Source organism: Methylobacterium sp. NPDC097929, from assembly GCF_049543375.1.
In the GTDB taxonomy this organism is placed as follows: Bacteria; Pseudomonadota; Alphaproteobacteria; order Rhizobiales; family Beijerinckiaceae; genus Methylobacterium.
In genome coordinates this window covers 1,013,889-1,034,256 of the sequence record NZ_JBMVEP010000001.1, presented here as the reverse complement: position 1 = coordinate 1,034,256, position 20,368 = coordinate 1,013,889, and the positions used below count along the sequence as shown (strand labels likewise).

The following is a 20,368-nucleotide window of genomic DNA, read 5'->3' as shown; positions in this document are numbered from 1 at the left end:
GGGGCCGACACGGGGCGCTGCCTGCGGAGCGCGCACGAAAAAGGGGCCGGTGCGCGGCACCGGCCCCATCGGACGAAGCGTCGAGGTCCAGCCTTACTCGGCCGGGGTCACGTCGGCGGTGAAGTGGCCGCACCAATCCTTGGAGGCGACCACCGGCCAGAGGCCCTGGCTCTGCGGATCGGGCTGGCTCACCGGCGGGTTGAAGCGGCAGAGGCCCTGGTCGCCCGCGGCCTGGGCACCGTTGGTCTTGTGGTCGTCGAAGAAGCGGCAGCTCTGGCAGGCAGCGTTGCTGTTGATGGCCATGATCTCTCTCCGGGGGTTGGTCGCTGTTTTCTGGCGATCGGTCCGTCCCGGCCTCCCGGCCGACGGCCCCGCCGTCACGATCTTTCATTAGAACAACTCCAAACTCAGATCAAGCTCTTTAGAACGATTCCGAATAGTGAGCCGGCATCGGGGACGAACGCCCGCCTGCGCCGGAAAAGGCCGTCGCGACAGGGCTTTGGCGCCCGGATGCGCGTCAAATCTCGGCGATGAGGGGGCGAGGTTCGAGCATCACGAACGCGTGAGAGGGCGGAGAGCCGGGCTCTCGCCCTTTTCGGACGGCGCGAAGACGGGGTCGGTGGCGTCAGGCCGCGGCGGCGCGGTCGAGGTTGGTCGCGACGAGGCCGGCCAGATCGGCGGCCTCGTTGCGGATGTCGGGCACCGCCGTGCATTCCCACAGCACCCCGCGCAGGAGCGGCCCGAGAACCCAGAGCGGGCCGGCGCCCTCCCCGGCCGTTCGGCCCAGCGCCCGGTAGTCGGCGCCCGCATCGAGGCCGAGGCCGAACGGTCCGGGGCGCACGAGGCCGCGCTCGGAGAGCCGCCGCAGCAGCGGGTCGCGGCTCTGCGCGAGATGGCCGAAACCGGTGGCGTCGATCATCGCCTGCACGCCGAGGCGCTCCGGGGCCCGCGCCCCGCGCAGACGCAGGGTCACGACCGCCTGCGCCGCCTCGTCCTCGACCGCGAGCAGGCGGCCGGCCCGGATCGTAAGCGCACCGCGCTCGATCTCGCGGGCGATCGTCGCGGCGGCGGGCGGCGCCGTGCGGTGGCGGTGCACGTCCCAGAAGGGGCGCAGGTGGCGCAGGAAGCGGGCGCGCTCCGCGGGTGGCAGGCCGCGCCAGATCGTGTCGGTGAGCGGGCGCAGGGCGTCGATCACCCCGTGCCAGGGTACGCCCGCCGCCTCGGCCCGTGCCACCTCGGCGCGGATGCGCGCCAGCAACCGCGTCAGGGAGGCGAAGTCGGCCGGCCTCAGATCCGGGATCGGCCAGGTCGGCGTGGGGGCGTGGGCGTTCGGCAGGAGCCCGCGCCGCGACAGGGCGAGGATGGCTCCGGCAAAGCCGTGCGCCCGCAGGCTCGCCACGGCGTCGAGCATGGTGAGTCCGGTCCCGACGACGAGGACCGGCGCATGCGGGTGCAGGCGCCCGAACTGCTCGGGGCTCCAGGGATCGAGGCTGTGGCGGCTGCGCGTTGCGGCCGCGGCGAGGTTGCCCATGGCCAGCACGGCGCCGGCGACGCCGTGCGCTTGTCCGCCCTCGGTGCGCAGCAGGAAACCGCCGGCCCGCGGCTCCAGATCGACCACCCCGTCGGGAACGAGGCGCAGGCGCGGGCCCCCGGGGCCGGTGACCGGCCCCGTCACGGCGCCCGTGAGCAGTTCGGTGAGGTAGCTGCCGTAATGGCCCCGCGCCACGAAGGTGCCGGCCGGCGTCACGGCGACCCCTTCGTCGGGTCCCTTCCCGCTCAGCGCCCCGCGGGCGAGCCAGTCCTCGAAATGCCCCGGCCGGTCGGGGAAGGCGCTCATGTTGGCGGCGCGCACGTTGAGGAGATGGGCCGGGTTGCCGGTCCCGTAGGCGAGCCCGCGCGCGAAGCTGCCCCCGCGCTCGCACAGCAGCACCGGCCGCTCCGGCGGCAGCACCGAGAGGAGCTGGAGCGCGGCCATGGTGCCGCTGAACCCCGCTCCGATCACGGCGATCGGGGGCAGGCTGGCCTGACGGGTCATCGTATGCGGTCCTTCGGTGCGGCTCTCCCTCGGGTCAGCGCGACGGCGCGTCCCAGACCGGCAGCGCGGAGGCATCCACCGCCCGCGGCAGCAACCCCTCGGCGCGGAAGGCGTCGGCGATGGTCTGCTGCTCGGACAGCCCCTCGTGGGTCACCGGCTCGACCCGGTAGGAGCGGCGCGCATTGGCCCGTTTGACGACCTCCGGCTCGATCTTCCACAGGGCGGCGAGGCGCTCGGCGGCCGCATCGGGGTTGGCCTTCACCCAGAGGCCGGCCTCGCGCAGCTTGCCGACGAGCAGGGTCAGCACGTCGGCGCGCTTCTCGGCATAGGCGTCGGAGGCGAGGTAGTAGCGCTTGTAGGAAGAGAGCCCGGTGCCGTCCCGGAGGATGCGGGCGCCCGCCTGGATCTGCGCCGCCGAGAGGAAGGGGTCCCAGGCCACCCAGGCATCGACGCTGCCGCCGGCCAGCGCGCTGCGCCCGTCCGCCGGGGTGAGGTAGGCCGGGGTGATGCTCTTGAAAGGAAGCCCCTCCGCCTTGAGCGCGGCGAGCAGCAGGTAGTGGCTGCCGGCGCCCTTGGTGACCGCGACCTTGCGGCCCTTCAATTCGGCGACGCTCTTCAGCGGCGAGTCGCCCGGCACCAGGATCGCCTGCGCCTCGGGCGAGGCCGCCTCCTGCGCGACATAGGTGATCCGGGCGCCCGCTCCTTGAGCGAAGACCGGCACGGTGTCGGCGACATCCGCCGAGACGTCGATGCGCCCGACGTTCAGAGCCTCCATGATCGGCAGGCCGCTGGTGAATTCGTGCCAGGACACGCTGACGTTCAGGGGCTTGAGGGCCTTTTCCAGCGTCTCGTCCTGGCGCAGCAGCGAGGTCAGCGCGGAGGAGCGCTGATAGCCGATGCGCAGGGTGGTTTCCTCCGCGAGCGCCGGGCTGCGGCCGAAGGGAAGACCGAGCGCGAGGCCGGCGAGGACGAGACGGGCGGCGGACCGGCGGTTCATGGCGGACTTTTCTGTTTTTTCAGGGCGGCGGAGGGCATGCCCCCTCCCCCTTGCGGGGCGGGAGTGGGGTCGAGGAGGAGAGCGTCCCGTCAGCTTCCGGGCTTGCGCACGGCCCCGGCGATGTCGACCGCCTTCGGCACGAGCTTCAATCCGTGGAAGGTGTCGGCGATGCGCTGCTGCTCGGCGGCGACGGCCGCGTCGAGGGGCCGGATGCCGTAGGTCTGGCGCTTGAGGGCCACGCTCAAGATCGGCGCCGGGATGCCGACGGAGGGTGCGAGTTCCCGGGCCACCGCGTCGGTGTTGTCCTTGGCCCAGGCATCGACCTCGGCTACCGCCGCGACGATGGCGTCCAGCGCCGGGCCGTTCTCGGCGGCGAAGGACTTGGAGGAGAGGTAGAACTGGTGGTTCGGCACGAGGCCGGTGCCGTCGGCGAGCACCCGGGCGTTGCCGCCGGCCTCGGCCGCCGCGAAGTACGGGTCCCAGATCACCCAGGCATCGACCGCGCCGCGCTCGAAGGCCGCCCGCGCATCGGCGGGCGCGAGATAGACGGGGGTGATGTCGGCCAGCGTCAGCCCCGCCGCCTCGATGGCCCGCACCAGCAGGTAATGGACGTTCGAGCCCTTGTTCAGCGCGACCTTCTTCCCCCGCAGATCGGCCACCGACTGGATCGGGCTCGCCTTCGGCACCAGGATTGCCTCGCCCTTGGGCGCGGCGGGTTCGTGGGCGACGTAGGTCAGCGCGTCGCTCGCGGCCTGGGCGAAGATCGGCGGGGTCTCGCCCGCCGAGCCGAAATCGACGGCGCCCGCGTTCAGCGCCTCCATCAGCGGCGGGCCGGAAGGAAACTCCGACCACTGCACCCGGTAGCCCAGCGCCTTCAGCTTCGGCTCCAGGCTGCCGCGGCCCTTGAGCAGGACCAGCGTCCCGTACTTCTGGTAGCCGACCCGCACCGTCTTCTCTTCAGCATGGGCGGCGAGCGTGAGGCAGACGAAGATCAGCGCGGCGAGCGCCAGCCAGAGGCGCGGCAGCAGCGAAGGCGCGGTGACGGTGCGGGCGGGCATCGGCGAAGCTCTCTGCTCAGTGTGCACTGACGCGGCGGGACGGCACGATGTCGTTGGCGATGACCTCGCCGAACGGACCGTTGTTGCGGGCCGTGCTCGGGGCCGTGCCGGTGGTGGCGCGCAAGGGGAGCTTGGGGAAGACCAGTTCGGCGAAGCGGTAGGCCTCCTCCAGGTGCGGGTAGCCGGAGAGGATGAAGCGGTCGATGCCGAGATCGATGTACTCCTTCATCCGGTCGGCGACCTGATCGGCCGAGCCGACCAGAGCCGTGCCCGCCCCGCCGCGCACGAGGCCGACGCCGGCCCAGAGGTTGGGCGAGACGACGAGCCTGGATCGGTCGCCGCCGTGCAGCGCCATCATCCGGCTCTGGCCGACGGAATCCTGGCGCTTCAGGGTCGCCTGCGCCTGAGCGATGGTGGCGTCGTCGAGCCGCGAGATCAGCCGCTCGGCGGCGTCCCAGGCCTCGCCTTCCGTCTCGCGCACGATGACGTGCAGGCGGATGCCGTAGGAGAATGTTTTGCCCCTCTTCTCGGCGGCCTCGCGGGCCTTCGCGATCTTCTCCGCGACGCCGGCCGGGGGCTCGCCCCAGGTGAGGTAGACCTCGCAATGCTCGGCCGCGACCTCGATGCCGGCGGGCGAGGAGCCGCCGAAATAGAGCGGCGGATAGGGCGCCTGCACGGGCCGGAAGATCACCCGGCCGTTCTCGGAGCGCAGGTGCTTGCCCTCGAAGGTCACGGTCTCGCCGGCCATCAGCCCGCGCCAGATGTGCAGGAACTCGTCGGTGACGACGTAGCGCTCGTCGTGGTCGAGGAAGACGCCGTCGCCCTTCAGCTCCACCGGATCACCCCCGGTGACCACGTTGATGAGCAGGCGCCCGTCCGAGATCCGGTCCAGCGTCGCGGCCATGCGCGCGGCCATCGACGGCTCCTGCAGGCCGGGACGCACGGCGACGAGGAAGCGCAGGCGCTGCGTGAGCGGGGCCAGCGCCGAGGCGACGACCCAGGAATCCTCGCAGGAGCGCCCGGTCGGCAGCAGCACGCCGTAATAGCCGAGATCGTCCGCGGCCTGGGCGATCTGGCGCAGATAGGGCAGCGAGACGTCGCGGGCGCCTTCCGCGGCGCCGAGATAGCGGCCGTCGCCGTGGGTGGGCAGGAACCAGAGAACGTCGGTCTTGCCGTCGGCGGGGGGGCGGCTCTGGGCGGTCATGGGGTACGCTCCGAAAAAACGAAGGAAAGGGTCAGGCGCGGTGGCCGAGGAGCCGGTCGAGGATGCGGCCCTCCAGCTCGGCGAGCGCCGCATCGCCCCGGCGGCGCGGGCGGGGCACGTCCACCGCGACGTCCAGCGCGATGGCGCCCTCCTCGACCACGAGGATGCGGTCGGCCATGGCCACCGCCTCGCCGACATCGTGGGTGACGAGGATCGCGGTGAAGCCCTGCGCCTCCCAGATCCGCTCGATCATCGCCTGCATCTCGATGCGGGTGAGCGCGTCGAGCGCGCCCAGCGGCTCGTCCAGCGCCAGCAGCGCCGGGCGGCTCACGAGCGCGCGGGCGAGCGCCACCCGCTGGCGCTGGCCGCCGGAGAGCGTCGCCGGCCAGTTGCCGGCCTTCTCGGCGAGCCCGACCTCGTCGAGGACGGCGAGCGCCCGCTTGCGCCGCTCGGCGCGGGGCGTCTCGCGCCCGAGCCCGACCGCGACGTTGTCGGCGACCCGCGCCCAGGGCAGCAGGCGCGGCTCCTGGAACATGATTTTCTTGGATTGGATCGCGCCCTGGCCGGCACCGCCGTTGACGGTGACGCGGCCGGCGCTCGGCTCCTCGAGGCCGAGGATCAGGCGCAGCAGGGTGCTCTTGCCGCAGCCGGAGCGTCCGACCACGGCGACGAATTGCCCGGCGGGCACGTGGAGGTCGAGCCCGCGGATGACGGGGGCGCCCCCGTCGAAGCTTTTCGAGAGGCCGCGCAGGGTGATGGCGAGGCCGGGATTGCGGTCTCGCGCGGAGGCGTCCTCGACGCGCAGAGCGGTGGCAGCGGACATGGAATACGCTCGCGATCAGGATCAGGCGTTGCGGTAGGCCGGGTTCCAGGCGAGGCAGCTGCGCTCCAGCGCCCGGGTCAGGCTGTCGGCGAGCTTGCCGAGGGCGGCGTAGATCAGGATCGCCAGCACCACGACATCGACCAGCATGAACTCGCGGGCCTGCATCGCCATGTAGCCGAGGCCGGAATTGGCCGAGATCGTCTCGGCCACGATCAGCGTCAGCCACATGATGCCGAGCGCGTAGCGCACGCCGACGAAGATCGAGGGCAGCGCGCCCGGCAGCACCACGCGCCAGAACAATTCGCGCCGGTTCATGCCGTAGACCCGGCCCATCTCGATGAGCTGCGGATCGACCGAGCGGATGCCGTGCAGGGTGTTGGCGTAGACGGGGAAGAACACGCCGAGCGCCACGAGGAAGAGCTTGGCGCCCTCGTCGATGCCGAACCACAGGATCACCAGCGGGATCAGCGACAGGTGGGGTACGTTGCGCACCATCTGAAGCGTGGTGTCGGTGAGCTTTTCCGAGAGGTTCGAGAGGCCGTTGGCCAGACCGAAGGTCAGCCCGATGCCGCCGCCGATGAGGAAGCCGGCGGCCGCCCGGGCGAAGCTGACCCAGAGGTTCTCCCAAAGCTCGCCGGTCTGGGCGAGGCGCCAGCCCGCCGCGGCGACGTCGAGGGGGGCGGGCATGAACCGGGTCGAGACGAACCCGAGCGAGGCCGCCGCCTGCCAGCCGGCCAGGACGAGGGTCGGCAGCAGCCAGGGCAGCAGCCTCGCCGTCGGCAGGCGCAGGGGCTTGTGTCGGAGCGGTGCGGCGGCCTCGGCGCGGTGCGCGCGGCCGGGGAGCGATCGGATCGCGGCGGAATCGGCCATGGTTCGGCTCACCCGTTGTTCTGGGTTCTGTTGGAGGCCGCGGGCGGCGTCCAGACGATGTCGGACACGCGCACGGAGCGGGGGATCACGCCGAGCCGAAAGAAGCGGTCGGCGATGCGCTGCTGCTCGGCGGTCACCGCCGCATCCATCGGCGCGATCACGAAGCGGATGCGATCCACCGCGCGCCGCGTGGCGGCGAGCGGTACGCCGGTGATCTTCGACAGGCTCGCCGCGACGCTGGGACGGTTGCCCTCGCACCAGATCGCGACCGCGCCCAGCGCGGCGATGGCCACCTTGAGAACATCCGGCCGCTCGTCGGCGAAGCCCTTGTTCGCCAGGAAGAAGTTGTTGGTGGGCGTGATGTCCGGGGCCTGGACGAGGATGCGCGCGCCCTGCCCCTCCTCGGCGATGGCGAAGTAGGGATCCCACACCGTCCAGGCGTCGATCGTGCCGCCGGCGAACGCCGCGGCGCCGTCGGCCGGCGCGAGCAGGACGGGGGTGATGTCGCGGTAGGACAGGCCCGCCTTCTCCAGCGCGGCGACGGTGAGGTTGTGCGCGCTCGACCCCTTGGCGAAGGCGACGCGCTTGCCCTTCAGGTCGGCCAGCGTGGCGATCGGAGAACCCTTCGGCAGCAGGATCGCCGAGCCCGAGCCGCCGTTGGGCTGGGCGGCGGCGTAGACCAAGTTGGCGCCCGCGGCCTGGGCGAAGATCGGCGGCGCGTCGCCGGTCTGGCCGAAATCGATCGCACCGAGGTTCAGGGCCTCCAGCAGCGGCGGGCCGAACGAGAACTCGACCCAGCGCACGCTCACGCCCTGCGGCTTCAGCGCGGCCTCGATCGCGGCCTGCTCGCGGGCGACCGCGAGGATGCCGTTCTTCTGGTAGCCGATGCGCAGGACGCCCGGCTCGGCGGCCCGGGCCGGGCGCGGGCCGAGGGCGCTGCCGGCCGCCGCGAGACTCGAGGCGACACCCGTTGCGAGACCTGCGGCGAGGAGGCGGCGGCGGTCGATCATCCCGTGCCTCAGCGCGCGGCGGCGGCGGGCAGGGCGGCCGGGAGAACGGCGGCCGGCGCGGTGTCGAGGAGACGGGCGAGCTCGGCCGCGGCCTGCGCCACGCGGGTCCGCACGATCGCGTCGGCGACGCGGCCCTCACTGATCTCGGTGTCGCCGGCATAGACGGCGGTCGGCGCGGTCTGGGCCGAGAAGAAGCCGAAGAGCGGGCGCAGGGAATGCTCGACCACCAGCGCGTGGCGCGGGCCGCCGCCGGTCGCGGTCAGCACCACGGGCTTTCCGACGAGGGCTTCGGGCGCCACGAAGTCGATCAGGTGCTTGAACAGCCCCGCATAGCTGCCCTTGTAGACCGGCGAGCCGACGATCAGCGCGTCGGCGTTCTCGATCGCCTCCACGATCCGCGCCGCCGGCAGCGGCAGGGCGGAGCGGCTCGCCACGGCGATCCCGGTGCCGGCATCGACGAGGTCGTAGAGCTTCAGGTCGATCGGGCGCAGGCGCGACAATTCGGCGGCCACCGCCTCGACCAGGGTGCGGGTGCGGGAGGGGCGGTGCGTGTTGCCGGAGAAGGCAACGATCCGTGCGGGCATCGCGGATGATCCAGACTCTGGCCGCAGTCGCGACCGACCGGCAACCGAATGCTTTAGAAAAAGCACTGCGGAAGCGAAGTCTTCGTCGGAATGCGGAGTGTTGTGATGGGTTCGTTGTCGTGAAATGTAGTGACCCACGGTGGGGCAAATCAACGGATTGTTTTTGCGTTGTTTTTCGCCGTCGGAGGATGGCCGTACCGTCGCGGTGGGTTGGACCGGAAGATTCTTCCGCGCCTTTGCAAGGCCTGTGACGGCCGGCGCACTCGTGCCGCCCGTCCTGTCCCCAGTGCAGGCCTGCCTCCCGGTGGCTCGGCTGTCCGGCTCCCGGCGGATGGCCATGTTGCGGGCTCATGCTGCAGCGCAACGGGTGCGCTGCACCGGAGCATTCGCATGGCACCTCTGCCGATCCTCGCGCTCGCCGTCGCCTCCTTCGGCATCGGCACGACCGAGTTCGTCATCATGGGCCTCCTGCCGGAGGTGGCGCGCGACTTCGGCGTCACCATCCCGCAGGCGGGTCACCTCGTCTCGGGCTACGCGATGGGCGTCGTCATCGGCGCGCCGCTCGTGGCGATGGCGACCGCGCCGCTGCCGCGCAAGACCGCCCTGCTCGCCCTGATGGCGGTGTTCGTCCTCGGCAACCTCGCCTGCGCCCTGGCGCCGGATTACTGGCTGCTGATGGCCGCGCGCGTCGCCACAGCCTTCGCCCACGGCGCCTTCTTCGGCATCGGCGCCATCGTCGCGCGCAACCTCGTGCCGCGGGAGAAGCGCACCCAGGCCGTCTCGCTGATGTTCGCCGGCCTGACGCTCGCCAACGTGCTCGGCGTGCCGCTGGGCACGGCGCTCGGTCAGGCGCTGGGCTGGCGCGCCACCTTCTGGGCGGTGGTCGGGATCGGGCTCGCGGCCGGCGCGGCCATCGCGCTCGCCCTTCCCAACGGAATGCCGGGTACCCGCGGCGGCCTGGCCAGGGAGTTCAGGGCGCTCGGGCGCTGGCCGGTTCTGCGGCCGATGCTGGTCTCGACTCTCTCTTCGGTGAGCTTCTTCACCGTCTTCACCTACATCGCGCCGTTCCTGCTCACCGTGACGCATCTGACGCCGAGCGGCGTGACGGGGGCGCTGTTCGCGGCGGGCGTCGGGCTCACCGTCGGCAATCTCGCGGGCGGCTGGCTGGCCGACAGGAGCCTGATGCGCACCGTGCTCGGCAGCTTCGCGGGCCTGATCGCCGTGCTCGTCGCCCTCTCGCTGGTCGCGCCCTTCGCGGTGCCGGCGCTGGCGGTGCTGGTGCTGTGGAGCGGACTCGCCTTCGCCCTGGTCTCGCCGCTGCAGGTCTGGGTGGTGGAGGCGGCCAGCGACGCGCCCAACCTCGCCTCGACGCTCAATCAGGGCGCGTTCAACCTCGGCAACGCGCTCGGCGCCTGGCTCGGCGGCACGGCACTGACGCTCGGCGCGGGCTATTCGGAGTTGCCGGCCCTGGCTGCGGCGGTCTCGCTTCTGGGCCTCGGGCTCGCCGCCACGGCGGTGGCGCGGCCCCTGTGGCCGTCCCTGGCGGGAAACCAGGGACGGTCCTGATCGCCGCCGTCATCGCTTCGGCTCCGCCTCGCGAGGACGGCGGTGGCGTCGAGACGCCTCACATCGGCGGGGTGAGGCCGTCCTTGCCCACCGCGACGAGCTTGCCGTCGAGCTTGCCCCCGTCCTTGGCCGCCACCACGAAGATCTTGGCGCCGGGCGTCAGGATCGCCTTGTCGGCGGGCTCGAAGGCGACGATCGGCGCCTTGGGCGGCACGACGATCGTCTTCGAGCCGTCCTTGTCGTAGGTCACGGTCAGCGTGCGCTCGCCGCCGCCGGAGCCGGCGTCGCTGCTGGCGACCGTGGCGTTGGTCATGGAGCTCTTCACCTTCGGGGCGCCGCCCGCGCCGGCGCCGCCGGCCTTCACGGTGCCGTTGGTCATGGAGCTCTTCACCACCGGGCCGCCGCCCGCGGTGTGATCGGGGATCGCGTCCCAGGCGTAGTGACCCTCCGCCGTGCCGCGCATGGATTCGGGAAAGAGCACCACTTCGAGCGCCGTCATCGGGTTCTCGCCCTTGGTGGCGGTGCCGATGAAGGTGCCTTCCTTGATCTGGTCGAGGCTCGACTTCACCACCCAGGCGAACTTGGCGCCGCCGAGCTGCACGGTCTGCGAGGTTCCGTCGGTGGTTTTGACGGTGACCGAGCCGCCGTCGCTGCTCTCGATCGTGCCGCGCACCCGCTGCAGGTCCGGCGCGGCCTGGGCCGCACCCGCGAGCGTGGTCAGCGTGGCAAGCGTGAGAGCCGTCCGCATCGTGCGTAACATGGTGTTCCCTCCGTGTTGGATCGGAGGGTTATGGATCGCGGATTCCCGCTCACAAGCTTGCGCACAAGAGTGTGATGCGCAAGTGATCTTATGTTCCGCTTATGCGCTGGGAGGCCGGCGCTCTCAGGGCTCCAGCCCCTGCGCCCGCCGACGGGCGGCGCGGACCTTCTCCATGCGGGCGACCGAGAAGACGGAGGCCTCGTAGAGAAGCAGCATCGGGATCGCCAGCGAGAGCTGCGAGATCACGTCCGGCGGCGTCAGGATCGCCGCGGCCACGAAGACGAGCACGATGGCGTAGCGCCGCTTCTCCCGCAGGAAGGCCGCGTCGATCACGCCGATCTGGCCCAGAAGCGTCAGGATCACCGGCATCTGAAAGGCCAGCCCGAAGGCGAAGATCAGCGTCATGATCAGCGAGAGATACTCGTCGACCTTGGGCAGGAGCTTGATCGTCGCCTCGCCCGGCTGCCCGATCTGCTGCAGCGAGACCGAGAACTGGATCAGCAGCGGCATCGCCAGGAAGTAGACGACCAGCGCGCCGAGCAGGAAGAAGATCGGCGTGGCCACGAGATAGGGCAGGAAAGCCTGCCGCTCGTTGCGGTAGAGGCCGGGCGCCACGAAGGCGTAGACCTGCGTGGCGATGACCGGGAAGGCCAGGAAGCCCGCCCCGAACACGCTGAGCTTGATGTTGGTGAAGACCTGTTCGAGGAAGTGCGTCGCGATCAACTCGGCGTTCTGCGCCCCCACGATCGAGACGTAGGGGTACACCAGCACGTTGTAGATCTGCTTCGAGAAGAAGAAGCACGCGAAGAACATCACGATGAACGCGATCAGCGACTTGATGAGCCGCGAGCGCAGTTCGATCAGGTGCTCCAGAAGGGGTGCCCGCGAGGCCTCGATCTCGGCCTCATCGCGCTCGTCGCTCATGGAGTCGGGCCTGTCTCGGGTTTGCTGTCGGGGGTGGTCGGGGCGGGATCGGTAGCTTGCGCCGCCTGCTGCTGGGGCGTCGGCCGCGGCACGTCGAAGCTGCCCGTATCCTCGGCCTTGGGCAAAGGCGCGCCCGTCGGGGTGCTCCCCCGTCCGTCGACGGCGCTGCGGATCTCGTTGCGGATCGTGTCGACGGGGTTGAAGGTCGGCCTCGCGGCATCGACGGTGCGCTTGACGCCCTCGACGTCGCGGCGGACCTCCTCGAGTTCCGCCTCGCGGATCGCCTCGTTGAACTGCGACTGGAACTCGCCGGCCATGCGGCGGACCTTGGTCGTCATCTGGCCGAGCGTGCGCAGGGCCTTCGGCAGGTCCTTGGGTCCGATGACGATCAGGGCGACGCCGCCGATCAGCATCACCTCGCCCCAGCTCATGTCCAGCATCGCGTCGTCCGTCCCGCGGCCCCGCGCCCCGATCGGACGGGTGCGCGGCCCGCGCTATCCCGCCCGGCGCCGATCTTCAACGGCGCGCAGCGACCGTCCCCGGCCTCTTATCCCGATCCGACCCGGCTTGCGCCCGGGAAGCGGCTCAGACCGCCTTGTGGTCGCCGGCGGGGACGTGGGTCTGCTGCGGGGCGGCGCCCGGCGCGCCCTGGTGCGGCAGGGTGCGCACCGGATCGTTCGGCCCCACCGGCGGAACGGCGGTGGTCTGGGTGGGCTGGGTCTCGTCGTCGGCCATGCCCTTCTTGAAGGCCTTGATGCCCTTGGCGACGTCGCCCATCAGCTCCGACACCTTGCCGCGGCCGAACAGCAGCATGACGACGACCGCCACGATCACCCAGTGCCAGACACTCATGCTGCCCATGGCAACCTCCTGCGCCGCAACCGGCGGCGCCCTCCTTTGAACTGGGGCGAACCTAGGGATCGACTGGCGCGAACACAAGCAGCACAGGGGGACGGAGCGGGCAAACGCCACGCAGGCTTTGCCCTTCTTTGTCGCAGGTTGCCTCGTCGTCAGGCCATTCTCAGGCGGTGGCGAAGGCCGCCTCGAAGCGGGCGCGGGCTTCTGCCGCGTCGAAGGGCTCCGGCGGCGTGAGCCGGGCCAGGGCGGCGCGGGCGCGGGCGTCGGCCTCGCCGGCCAGATCGGGGGTCGCCTCGGCCACCGCCCGCATCTCGTCCATGCGCCCGTTGCAATGGAGCACCACGTCGATGCCGGCGCCGTAGGCGGCTTCCGCCCGCGCGCGGAACGGACCCTGGAGCGCCTGCATCGAGAGGTCGTCGGTCATCAGGAGACCGTCGAAGCCGATCGCGCCGCGCACGATCTCGCGGATCACGCTCGGCGAGAGCGTGGCCGGCCGCTCGGGGTCGAGGGCCGTGAACACCACGTGCGCGCTCATGGCGAGCGGCAGGTCGGCCAGCGCCCGGAAGGGGCGGAAATCGGCGGCCTGCAGGCTCTCCCGGTCGGCTTCGACCACCGGCAGGTTGAGATGGCTGTCGCAGGTTGCCCGGCCGTGCCCGGGAATGTGCTTGATGACCGGCAGCACCCCGCCCGCCATCAGCCCCTCGGCCACGGCGCGGCCGAGTTCGGTCACGGCCCCCGGCGTGTCGCCGTAGGCGCGGTCGCCGATGATGTTGTCCGAGCCCGCCACCGGTACGTCGAGCATCGGCGCGCAATCGACATTGATGCCGACCGCGTGCAGGTCGTGGGCCATCAGCCGGGCGCCGAGCCGGGCCATCGCCGCGGCTCGCTCGCCGAAGGCCTTGAAGCGTCCGCCGGCCGGGTATTTCGGCCAGTGCGGCGGCCCCATGCGCTGCACCCGCCCGCCCTCCTGGTCGATCAGGATCGGCGCATCGTCGCGCCCGACCACCGCCCGCAGGGATTCGGTCAGGGCGCGCACCGCGTCGGGCGTGCCGATGTTGCGCTTGAACAGGATGAAGCCCCAGGGCCGCAGGTCGCGGAAGAAGGCCGTCTCCTCCGGCGTCAGCGCCGTGCCGGAGCAGCCGAGGATGACGGCGCGGGGCGTGCTGGCGGAGGTCATACGGGCCGGCATTCCTTGGGCTGACGGGTCGGCGCGCGGTGGCGGCGCAGGGTGGGACCGATACGAGGTCCGGTCGATCGCTTCGGCTTCGCCTCGCGATGACGGAGGAGGCGAACCCCGAAGCGATCAACCGAACATCAGCATGAGCGGCTCGTCGCGGCATGCCCCCGGCGATCCCGCGCGCGTCTTGGAGCCTCCTTCGAGGCCCGCTGGCGCGGGTGTCTCGGGATGGGAGAGCGGACGGGATCGGCGCCCTGGAACAGGCTCGTCGGATCGCCCGTCGAAACGGGCGATCCGGTCGGGGTTTAGTTCGCGGTGATCGCTCAGTTCTTGGCCACGAAGCACTGGCCGCCCGCGCCCTGCAGCGCGGTGCAGAGGCTGGAGGCCTCGCTCTTGCCCAGGGGCCCGACGCGGACGCGGAACAGGGTCTTGCCGTTCACCTCGGCCTGCCGGATCAGCTCGGGCTTGCCGGAAAGCTGGCTGTATTTGCCCTGCATCTCGCGGAAGGCGGCCCGCGCCTCGCTCTCGCTGCCACGCACGCCGAGCTGCACCGAGTAGCCGCTGACGGGCGCGGTGAGCGAGGCCGAGGCGGCGGGCGATTCGATGCTGGTGCTCGCGGTGGTCTCGGGTGAGACGGAGGCGACGCGCTGCGGCGCCTTCGGCTGCGGCACGGGCGGAGCCGGCGGCGCCTCGGCGACGGGCGCGGGAACCGGGTTCGAGGCCAGGCTGCGGGAGGCGGACCGGCGGGGCTCCGACGAGGGCGTCGCGGTGCCGGCGCCGGCCGCATCGGGCAGCGTCATGGTCGGGATCGGCGAGGCCGGAGCCGGAGTGGCCTCGGCCTGCGGCTGAGCCTGCGGCTGGTGGACCGGGGTGTCGGGCTTGACCGAGACGGTGCGCACCCGGCGCGGCTCCCCGAGCGAGTCGGTGAGCAGGCCGCCCTGGCCGGGAGTGGCGCCCCCCTGCCCCGGCTCGCTGCCCTCGTTGCGCGCGGCGGCCGTGCGGGCGGCCTGGTTCACGTCGAGGGGCTGCTCCTCGCGGTTGACGATCTTGATCTGACCGTCCTTGGCGTTGCGGTCGTAGATCTGCTTGTTCTGATCGGGAATCTCGACGCCGTCGCTGGCGGCCGGCTGCACCTTCAGCGGGGTCTTGTCGGCGAGCACCGTGATCGGGCCGCCGCTGCCGCCATGCGTGCCGCGCCACGCCAGCGCACCGCCGACGCAGACGGCCACCACGGCGAGGCCCGCACCGACCTGCACGAGGCGGTTGCGGCCGCGGGGGCGCTCGGCGGGCCGGGTGCGGTAATCCGTGTCGGCCTCGGCGAAGGCCGCCGGGTCCGAGGTCTGACCCTCGGCGTACATGCCCTGCTCGACCGAGGCGAGGTACTGGTCGAAGGCGTCCGCCGGGCTGCGCGACGCCTGCGGCGGCGCGTCGACGAAGGTCGGTTCGACGCGGGCCGGCCGGCCGCTCTCGGCGCCGCGGCTCTCGGGCGCGCGGATTTCGGGGGCCGCCTGCGCGCCGCTCTTCTCCCGCGCCTCCAGCAGGGCGCGGAAGGGATCGTCCTGCCCGACGATGCGGGCGAGTTCGGCAAGGGGATCGCCTTTGGGGTCGCCCTTGGGGGTGGCCGCGGGCGCCTTCGCCTGAGCCGCCTCCTGCGACGTCTGACGCAGCTCGCGCTCGAAGGCGTCGAAATCGACCGTCGCGCGCGATGCGTGTCCCGTCATGGCCTCATCCTCTTTTCATCACCTTCCGGCGTCACCGCATCTCGTCGGGTGCGGAGACCCCCAGGACCGCGAGGCCGGAGGCGAGAACGCCGCCCAAGGCCTCGACGAGGGCCAAGCGGGCCCGGGTGGACTTTCTGTCGGTTGGATTAACAATCCGTAATTGCGGCAAGTCTTTGCCCTTGTTCCAGAAACTATGCAGCGAAGACGCGGTCTCATAGAGATAGAACGCGATTCGATGCGGTTCGTGCGCCGCCGCCGCAGATTCGAGCACCCGCGGATACTGGGCAATGAGCCGCATCATCTCGATCTCGCCGGGGTCGGTGAGCGCCGAGAGGTCGGCATCCGCCAGCAGGGCCGCCCGGGAGACGTCGTCGCCGGGCATCGCCTCGCGGGCTTGGCGCAGCACCGAGAAGCGCCGGGCATGGCCGTACTGCACGTAGAAGACCGGGTTGTCCTTGGACTGCTCCACGACCTTGGCGAGGTCGAAATCGAGGGTCGCGTCGTTCTTGCGGTAGAGCATCATGAAGCGGATCGCGTCGCGGCCGACCTCGTCGATGACCTCGCGCAGGGTCACGAACTCGCCCGCGCGCTTGGACATCTTCACCGGCTCGCCTGCGCGCAAAAGCCGCACCAGCTGGCAGAGCTTGACGTCGAGCCGGGCCTCCCCCTCGCTCACCGCCTTCACCGCCGCCTGCATGCGCTTGACGTAGCCGCCGTGGTCGGCCCCGAGCACGTCGATGAGTTCGTTGGCGCCGCGCAGCCACTTGTCCCGGTGATAGGCGATGTCGGAGGCGAAGTAGGTGTAGGAGCCGTCCGACTTCAGCAGCGGACGGTCCACGTCGTCGCCGAAATCGGTCGAGCGGAACAGGGTCTGCTCCCGGTCCTCCCAATCCTCGGGAAGCTGGCCCTTGGGCGGCGGCAGGCGCCCCTCGTAGACGAGGCCCTTCTCGCGCAGGGCGTCGAGGAGTTCGGCGACCTTGTTGCCCCCTTGGCCGCCCTGGAGGGTGGCTTCGGAGAAGAACACGTCGTGGCGGATGCCGATGGCGGCGAGATCCGCGCGGATCATGTCCATCATCGCGTCGATGGCGAAGCGGCGCACCAGCGGCAGCCACTCGGCCTCCGGCCGGTCGAGCAGCGCCCGGCCCTGCGCGGCGGCGAGCCCTTCGCCGACCGGCTTGAGGTAGTCGCCGGGATAGAGCCCCTCGGGGATCGTGATCGTCTCGCCCAGAGCCTCGCGGTAGCGCAGGAAGGCGGAGCGGGCGAGCACGTCGACCTGCGCGCCCGCATCGTTGATGTAGTACTCGCGCGTCACCGGCCGGCCGGCGGCGGCGAGCAGGTTGGCCAGGGCGTCGCCGAACACCGCGCCGCGTCCGTGGCCGACATGCATCGGCCCCGTCGGGTTGGCCGAGACGTACTCGATGTTGACCGGGCCCCCCGGCATGTGTCCGCGCCCGAACGCCTCGCCCTCGCGAAGGGCGGCGCGGATCACCTCGTGGAACACCTCGGGTGCCAGACGCAGGTTGATGAAGCCGGGGCCCGCCACGCTCGCCTCGGTGATGCGCGGATCGGCGCGCAGCTCTTCGGCGAGCGCCTCGCCCAGCGCCTTCGGGTTCTGCTTGGCCTCCTTGGCCAGCACCAGGGCGGCGTTGGTGGCGAGATCCCCGTGCGAGGGGTCGCGCGGCGGCTCGACCAGCACCCGCGACAGGTCGAGCCCCTCGGGCAGACGGCCGGAGCGGGTGAGCGATTCGAGCGCCTCGCGCACGCGCGTCTCGAAGAGGGCGAAGATGTTCATGGGGCTCGGGCGTTCGTCGTTGCGTCGGCCGCGCGTGGCGGGCGGCCGGACTGTCGGGGGGCGGCATAGCAATGGCGGGCGGGGGTGTCACGGCGCGCCCGCGTCCGGCGCGAGGTGCGTCAGCACCGCGCGCAAGCGCTCCGGCAGCGGCACCGGGCGGCGCGTGTCGCGGTCCACGTAGACGTGGACGAAATGTCCCTGGGCGGCGGCTTCGGGCTCGTCCTCGCGAAAGATCGCCACCTCGTAGCGGGCGCTGGTGCGGCCGAGACGAGCCACCCGCACGCCGGCCGTGATCCGGTCGGGGAAGGCGACCGGCGCGAAGTAGCGGCAGCCCGTCTCCACCACGAGGCCGATCACCGGGGAGCGGGCGATGTCGAGGGCGCCCGCCTCCACCAGGATGCCGTTCACCGCCGTGTCGAAGAAGGCGTAGTAAACGACGTTGTTGACGTGCCCGTAGACGTCGTTGTCGCCCCAGCGCGTGGCCAGCGGCACGAGGCGGGGATAGGCGGCGCGGGTCTCGCGGGGCTCTCGTTCGGCGCTCAATCGGGTCTCCCTCGGCTGGTCATCCGGCACCGCACCGCCTCTCGCGCGCGGACGGCGCGGGGACAAGGCGGTCTCTCGGTAGAATGCAGCGTTGCACGCAGGGCGCGAAAGGCGGCGTGGTCGCCGGACGACATTTCCGTCACGGAGGCCGCACCCGATGAAGTCCCTTGCCCTCGCCGCCACGGCGCTCGTTGCCCTGACCCTCGCGCCCGCGACCGCGGAGGCCCGCGATTTCGGCGGCCACGGCGGGTATCGCGGCAGCTTCGGCGGTCACGGCGGCTTCGGCCATCGCGGCTACGGCGCGCGCTTCGGCCATGCCGGCCGGTTCGGCGGCTATCGCGGCGGATACGGCGGATACGGCGGCTTCGCGCATCGCGGCTTCGGGCATGGCGGCTTCGGCTACCGGGGCGGCTACGCCGCCCGCGGCTTCTACGGGCGGGGCTACGGTTACGGCCGGGGCGCCGGGCTCGGCGTCGTGGGGGCCGGGATCGGCCTGGCCGGCGCCGGAATCGGTCTGGCCGGCGCCGGCCTGGGGCTCGGCCTCGGTCTCGCCGGGGGCGCGCTGACGGGCGGCTACGGCTACGGCGGCTACGCGGCGCCGACCTACGGCTACGGCTATGCCCCGGTCGGCTACGGCAACGCACCGCTCTACAACACCGGCTACGGCGCCACCTGCTACTGCGAGTAGGTCTCCCAACGAACCGCTGACGGCAGCGTCACGGCTCCGTCAGTGGCAGGCCCCGGCTCGGCGGGCTCCAGTGCAGATCGGGCGTCACCGCGAACAGCCGGGCATGCTCCAGCGCCGCGTAGGTGTCGGTCATGCCCGCGATGTAGTCGGCGATGCGCCGGGCCACGCGGGACTCGCCCGCACCCTCCAGCCCCTGCGACCACTCGGCGGGCATCCGCCCCGGATCGGCGCGGAAGGCGGAGAACAGGTCGGCGACGATGGTGTTGGCCCGGGCGCGCACCGCCATCACCTCGGGGTGGCGGTACATCCGCGCGAACAGGAAGCCCTTGATCTGCGCGTCGGCCTCCGCGATCGCCGGCGAGAAGGCGATGACGGGGTGGTCCGCGGCCCGGATGTCGGCGACCGAGCGCGGCGCGAGAGCCGCGATCCGCGCCTCGCCCTCGCGGATCACGTCCTCCACGAAGCGGGTGATGACGCGCCGCGCCAGCTCGTGGATCTTTCGCGACGGCTCCAGGCCGGGATGCAGGGCGTCGATCTCGTCGAGCAGATCCTTCAGGAACGGCACGCCCGCGAGATCCGACAGATCGAACAGGCCGGCCCGCAGACCGTCGTCGAGGTCGTGGGCGTCGTAGGCGATGTCGTCGGCCAGCGCCGCACTCTGTGCCTCCGGGCCGGCGAAGCGGGACAATTCGAGGTCGTTGAGGGCGTTGTATTCCAGCACCGCCGCGGGGATGCCGGCGGCGGCGTAGCGCAGGACGGGGGCGCCTGAGGCGTCGAGGAGCGGGCCGTTGTGCTTGACCAGACCCTCCAGCGTCTCCCAGGTCAGGTTGAGCCCGTCGAAGCCGGCGTAGCGCCGCTCCAGCCGGGTGACGATGCGCAGCGCCTGGGCGTTGTGGTCGAAGCCGCCATACGCGGCCATGCAGGCGTGGAGCGCGTCCTCGCCCGTATGGCCGAAGCAGGTGTGGCCGAGGTCGTGGCTGAGCGCCAGCGCCTCGGCCAGATCCTCGTCGAGCCCGAGGGCGCGCGCGAGCGCGCGGGCGATCTGGCTCACTTCGAGCGTGTGCGTGAGCCGGGTGCGGTAATGGTCGCCCTCGTGGTGCACGAAGACCTGCGTCTTGTGCTTCAGCCGCCGGAAGGCGGTGGAATGGATGATGCGGTCGCGGTCGCGCTGGAAGTCGCTGCGGGTCGGCGAGGACGCCTCCGGGATCAGCCGCCCGCGGGTCGCCCCCGGGTCGGTGGCATAGGGCGCCCGCCAGCGCTCGCCGTTCTGCCGCACCTGTGCAACCCTTCCCCGTGATCGGCCGCGTTGCGGCCCGTCCGTCCCGCTCATATCTTGGGTCGCAACGGCCGGCGACAATCGCGGGCCGGACACGAGACACCGGCACACGACACGGGTTCGAGACGGGACCGCTCCACGATGGCCGACATCAACCTCACCGCCCGCGCCGCCAAGCGCATCAACGAGATCATGGGAGGCGAGCCCGCGGGCTCCTCGCTGCGCATCAGCGTCAACGGGGGCGGCTGCTCCGGCTTCTCCTACGCCTTCGACATCACGAACGCCCGCGAGGGCGACGACGTGGTGATCGAGCGCGACGGCGCCACCGTGCTCGTCGATCCGGTCTCGCTCGAATACATGGGCGGCTCGACGATCGACTTCGTCAACGACCTGATCGGCCAGTCCTTCAAGATCGAGAACCCGCAGGCCACCGCCTCCTGCGGCTGCGGCACCTCCTTCGCCCTCTGAGCCGGGCTGCCGGC

Annotated in this window: 21 protein-coding genes; 3 read left to right on the top strand and 18 right to left on the bottom strand. The window is 71.6% G+C overall.

What is annotated here, in order from left to right; all coding sequences use genetic code 11:
• Nucleotides 1-93: 93 nt before the first annotated feature.
• The 9 genes from ACPCJR_RS04970 to msuE all read right to left on the bottom strand — a co-directional run bounded on the left by ACPCJR_RS04970 (nt 94) and on the right by msuE (nt 8,581).
• Nucleotides 94-303 (bottom strand): hypothetical protein, encoded by a 210-nt coding sequence (locus ACPCJR_RS04970; RefSeq protein WP_391510408.1) that lies wholly within the window; start codon nt 301-303, stop codon nt 94-96.
• 322 nt (nt 304-625) lie between these two features.
• On the bottom strand, nt 626-2,035 hold the full coding sequence (locus ACPCJR_RS04965; RefSeq protein ID WP_391510409.1) for an FAD/NAD(P)-binding protein: 1,410 nt from the start codon (nt 2,033-2,035) through the stop codon (nt 626-628).
• Nucleotides 2,036-2,069: 34 nt separating this feature from the next.
• A complete protein-coding gene (locus ACPCJR_RS04960) occupies nt 2,070-3,032 on the bottom strand; it encodes an aliphatic sulfonate ABC transporter substrate-binding protein (protein ID WP_391510410.1) in 963 nt (320 codons plus the stop codon).
• An 89-nt stretch (nt 3,033-3,121) separates the two neighbouring features.
• Nucleotides 3,122-4,090: a sulfonate ABC transporter substrate-binding protein gene (locus ACPCJR_RS04955; RefSeq protein WP_391510411.1), complete on the bottom strand. Its 969-nt coding sequence runs from the start codon at nt 4,088-4,090 to the stop codon at nt 3,122-3,124.
• Between the two features lie 16 nt (nt 4,091-4,106).
• Nucleotides 4,107-5,294 carry an FMNH2-dependent alkanesulfonate monooxygenase gene (ssuD, locus tag ACPCJR_RS04950; RefSeq protein ID WP_391510412.1) on the bottom strand — a complete coding sequence of 396 codons (1,188 nt, stop codon included), beginning with the start codon at nt 5,292-5,294 and terminating at the stop codon, nt 4,107-4,109.
• Between the two features lie 31 nt (nt 5,295-5,325).
• Nucleotides 5,326-6,117: an ATP-binding cassette domain-containing protein gene (locus ACPCJR_RS04945; RefSeq protein WP_391510413.1), complete on the bottom strand. Its 792-nt coding sequence runs from the start codon at nt 6,115-6,117 to the stop codon at nt 5,326-5,328.
• A gap of 21 nt (nt 6,118-6,138) precedes the next feature.
• A complete protein-coding gene (ssuC, locus tag ACPCJR_RS04940) occupies nt 6,139-6,987 on the bottom strand; it encodes an aliphatic sulfonate ABC transporter permease SsuC (RefSeq protein ID WP_391510414.1) in 849 nt (282 codons plus the stop codon).
• Nucleotides 6,988-6,995: 8 nt separating this feature from the next.
• Nucleotides 6,996-7,997, bottom strand: coding sequence for an aliphatic sulfonate ABC transporter substrate-binding protein (locus ACPCJR_RS04935; protein WP_391510415.1), 1,002 nt, complete (start codon nt 7,995-7,997; stop codon nt 6,996-6,998).
• 8 nt (nt 7,998-8,005) lie between these two features.
• Nucleotides 8,006-8,581 (bottom strand): FMN reductase, encoded by a 576-nt coding sequence (gene msuE, locus ACPCJR_RS04930; protein WP_391510416.1) that lies wholly within the window; start codon nt 8,579-8,581, stop codon nt 8,006-8,008.
• A 390-nt stretch (nt 8,582-8,971) separates the two neighbouring features.
• Here msuE and ACPCJR_RS04925 point away from each other — a divergent pair, with 390 nt between their 5' ends.
• Complete coding sequence (locus tag ACPCJR_RS04925) at nt 8,972-10,147, top strand: MFS transporter (RefSeq protein ID WP_391510417.1); 1,176 nt, start codon at nt 8,972-8,974, stop codon at nt 10,145-10,147.
• 58 nt (nt 10,148-10,205) lie between these two features.
• Here the strand turns inward: ACPCJR_RS04925 and ACPCJR_RS04920 are convergent, their stop codons facing one another.
• From ACPCJR_RS04920 to ACPCJR_RS04885, 8 genes are all read right to left on the bottom strand, one after another.
• Nucleotides 10,206-10,907, bottom strand: a complete 702-nt coding sequence (locus ACPCJR_RS04920; RefSeq protein WP_391510418.1) for a metal ABC transporter permease — start codon at nt 10,905-10,907, stop codon at nt 10,206-10,208.
• 123 nt (nt 10,908-11,030) lie between these two features.
• Entirely contained in the window at nt 11,031-11,831 is an 801-nt protein-coding gene (tatC, locus tag ACPCJR_RS04915; RefSeq protein WP_391510419.1) for a twin-arginine translocase subunit TatC, read from the bottom strand.
• A complete protein-coding gene (gene tatB / locus ACPCJR_RS04910) occupies nt 11,828-12,271 on the bottom strand; it encodes a Sec-independent protein translocase protein TatB (protein ID WP_391510420.1) in 444 nt (147 codons plus the stop codon). The genes tatC and tatB overlap by 4 nt, the downstream gene beginning before the upstream one ends.
• Nucleotides 12,272-12,416: 145 nt before the next feature.
• A complete protein-coding gene (locus ACPCJR_RS04905) occupies nt 12,417-12,692 on the bottom strand; it encodes a twin-arginine translocase TatA/TatE family subunit (RefSeq protein ID WP_110352803.1) in 276 nt (91 codons plus the stop codon).
• A 160-nt stretch (nt 12,693-12,852) separates the two neighbouring features.
• On the bottom strand, nt 12,853-13,866 hold the full coding sequence (nagZ, locus tag ACPCJR_RS04900; RefSeq protein ID WP_391510421.1) for a beta-N-acetylhexosaminidase: 1,014 nt from the start codon (nt 13,864-13,866) through the stop codon (nt 12,853-12,855).
• 323 nt (nt 13,867-14,189) lie between these two features.
• On the bottom strand, nt 14,190-15,587 hold the full coding sequence (locus ACPCJR_RS04895; protein ID WP_391510422.1) for an SPOR domain-containing protein: 1,398 nt from the start codon (nt 15,585-15,587) through the stop codon (nt 14,190-14,192).
• Between the two features lie 31 nt (nt 15,588-15,618).
• On the bottom strand, nt 15,619-17,379 hold the full coding sequence (gene argS, locus ACPCJR_RS04890) for an arginine--tRNA ligase (protein ID WP_391510423.1): 1,761 nt from the start codon (nt 17,377-17,379) through the stop codon (nt 15,619-15,621).
• Nucleotides 17,380-17,466: 87 nt separating this feature from the next.
• A complete protein-coding gene (locus ACPCJR_RS04885; RefSeq protein ID WP_391510424.1) occupies nt 17,467-17,922 on the bottom strand; it encodes an acyl-CoA thioesterase in 456 nt (151 codons plus the stop codon).
• Between the two features lie 157 nt (nt 17,923-18,079).
• Between ACPCJR_RS04885 and ACPCJR_RS04880 the strand changes: the two genes are divergently transcribed.
• Complete coding sequence (locus ACPCJR_RS04880) at nt 18,080-18,610, top strand: hypothetical protein (protein WP_391510425.1); 531 nt, start codon at nt 18,080-18,082, stop codon at nt 18,608-18,610.
• A gap of 28 nt (nt 18,611-18,638) precedes the next feature.
• Here ACPCJR_RS04880 and ACPCJR_RS04875 read toward each other — a convergent pair whose 3' ends face one another.
• Nucleotides 18,639-19,940 carry a deoxyguanosinetriphosphate triphosphohydrolase gene (locus ACPCJR_RS04875; protein WP_391510426.1) on the bottom strand — a complete coding sequence of 434 codons (1,302 nt, stop codon included), beginning with the start codon at nt 19,938-19,940 and terminating at the stop codon, nt 18,639-18,641.
• Between the two features lie 87 nt (nt 19,941-20,027).
• Between ACPCJR_RS04875 and ACPCJR_RS04870 the strand changes: the two genes are divergently transcribed.
• Entirely contained in the window at nt 20,028-20,354 is a 327-nt protein-coding gene (locus ACPCJR_RS04870) for a HesB/IscA family protein (protein WP_110352796.1), read from the top strand.
• Nucleotides 20,355-20,368: the final 14 nt, after the last annotated feature.

Coding starts and splice junctions, on each gene's coding strand:
- ACPCJR_RS04970 (WP_391510408.1), bottom strand. CDS start 303: ATGGCCATCAACAGCAACGCTGCCTGCCAGAGCTGCCGCTTCTTCGAC.
- ACPCJR_RS04965 (WP_391510409.1), bottom strand. CDS start 2,035: ATGACCCGTCAGGCCAGCCTGCCCCCGATCGCCGTGATCGGAGCGGGG.
- ACPCJR_RS04960 (WP_391510410.1), bottom strand. CDS start 3,032: ATGAACCGCCGGTCCGCCGCCCGTCTCGTCCTCGCCGGCCTCGCGCTC.
- ACPCJR_RS04955 (WP_391510411.1), bottom strand. CDS start 4,090: ATGCCCGCCCGCACCGTCACCGCGCCTTCGCTGCTGCCGCGCCTCTGG.
- ssuD (WP_391510412.1), bottom strand. CDS start 5,294: ATGACCGCCCAGAGCCGCCCCCCCGCCGACGGCAAGACCGACGTTCTC.
- ACPCJR_RS04945 (WP_391510413.1), bottom strand. CDS start 6,117: ATGTCCGCTGCCACCGCTCTGCGCGTCGAGGACGCCTCCGCGCGAGAC.
- ssuC (WP_391510414.1), bottom strand. CDS start 6,987: ATGGCCGATTCCGCCGCGATCCGATCGCTCCCCGGCCGCGCGCACCGC.
- ACPCJR_RS04935 (WP_391510415.1), bottom strand. CDS start 7,997: ATGATCGACCGCCGCCGCCTCCTCGCCGCAGGTCTCGCAACGGGTGTC.
- msuE (WP_391510416.1), bottom strand. CDS start 8,581: ATGCCCGCACGGATCGTTGCCTTCTCCGGCAACACGCACCGCCCCTCC.
- ACPCJR_RS04925 (WP_391510417.1), top strand. CDS start 8,972: ATGGCACCTCTGCCGATCCTCGCGCTCGCCGTCGCCTCCTTCGGCATC.
- ACPCJR_RS04920 (WP_391510418.1), bottom strand. CDS start 10,907: ATGTTACGCACGATGCGGACGGCTCTCACGCTTGCCACGCTGACCACG.
- tatC (WP_391510419.1), bottom strand. CDS start 11,831: ATGAGCGACGAGCGCGATGAGGCCGAGATCGAGGCCTCGCGGGCACCC.
- tatB (WP_391510420.1), bottom strand. CDS start 12,271: ATGCTGGACATGAGCTGGGGCGAGGTGATGCTGATCGGCGGCGTCGCC.
- ACPCJR_RS04905 (WP_110352803.1), bottom strand. CDS start 12,692: ATGGGCAGCATGAGTGTCTGGCACTGGGTGATCGTGGCGGTCGTCGTC.
- nagZ (WP_391510421.1), bottom strand. CDS start 13,866: ATGACCTCCGCCAGCACGCCCCGCGCCGTCATCCTCGGCTGCTCCGGC.
- ACPCJR_RS04895 (WP_391510422.1), bottom strand. CDS start 15,587: ATGACGGGACACGCATCGCGCGCGACGGTCGATTTCGACGCCTTCGAG.
- argS (WP_391510423.1), bottom strand. CDS start 17,379: ATGAACATCTTCGCCCTCTTCGAGACGCGCGTGCGCGAGGCGCTCGAA.
- ACPCJR_RS04880 (WP_391510425.1), top strand. CDS start 18,080: ATGAAGTCCCTTGCCCTCGCCGCCACGGCGCTCGTTGCCCTGACCCTC.
- ACPCJR_RS04875 (WP_391510426.1), bottom strand. CDS start 19,940: ATGAGCGGGACGGACGGGCCGCAACGCGGCCGATCACGGGGAAGGGTT.
- ACPCJR_RS04870 (WP_110352796.1), top strand. CDS start 20,028: ATGGCCGACATCAACCTCACCGCCCGCGCCGCCAAGCGCATCAACGAG.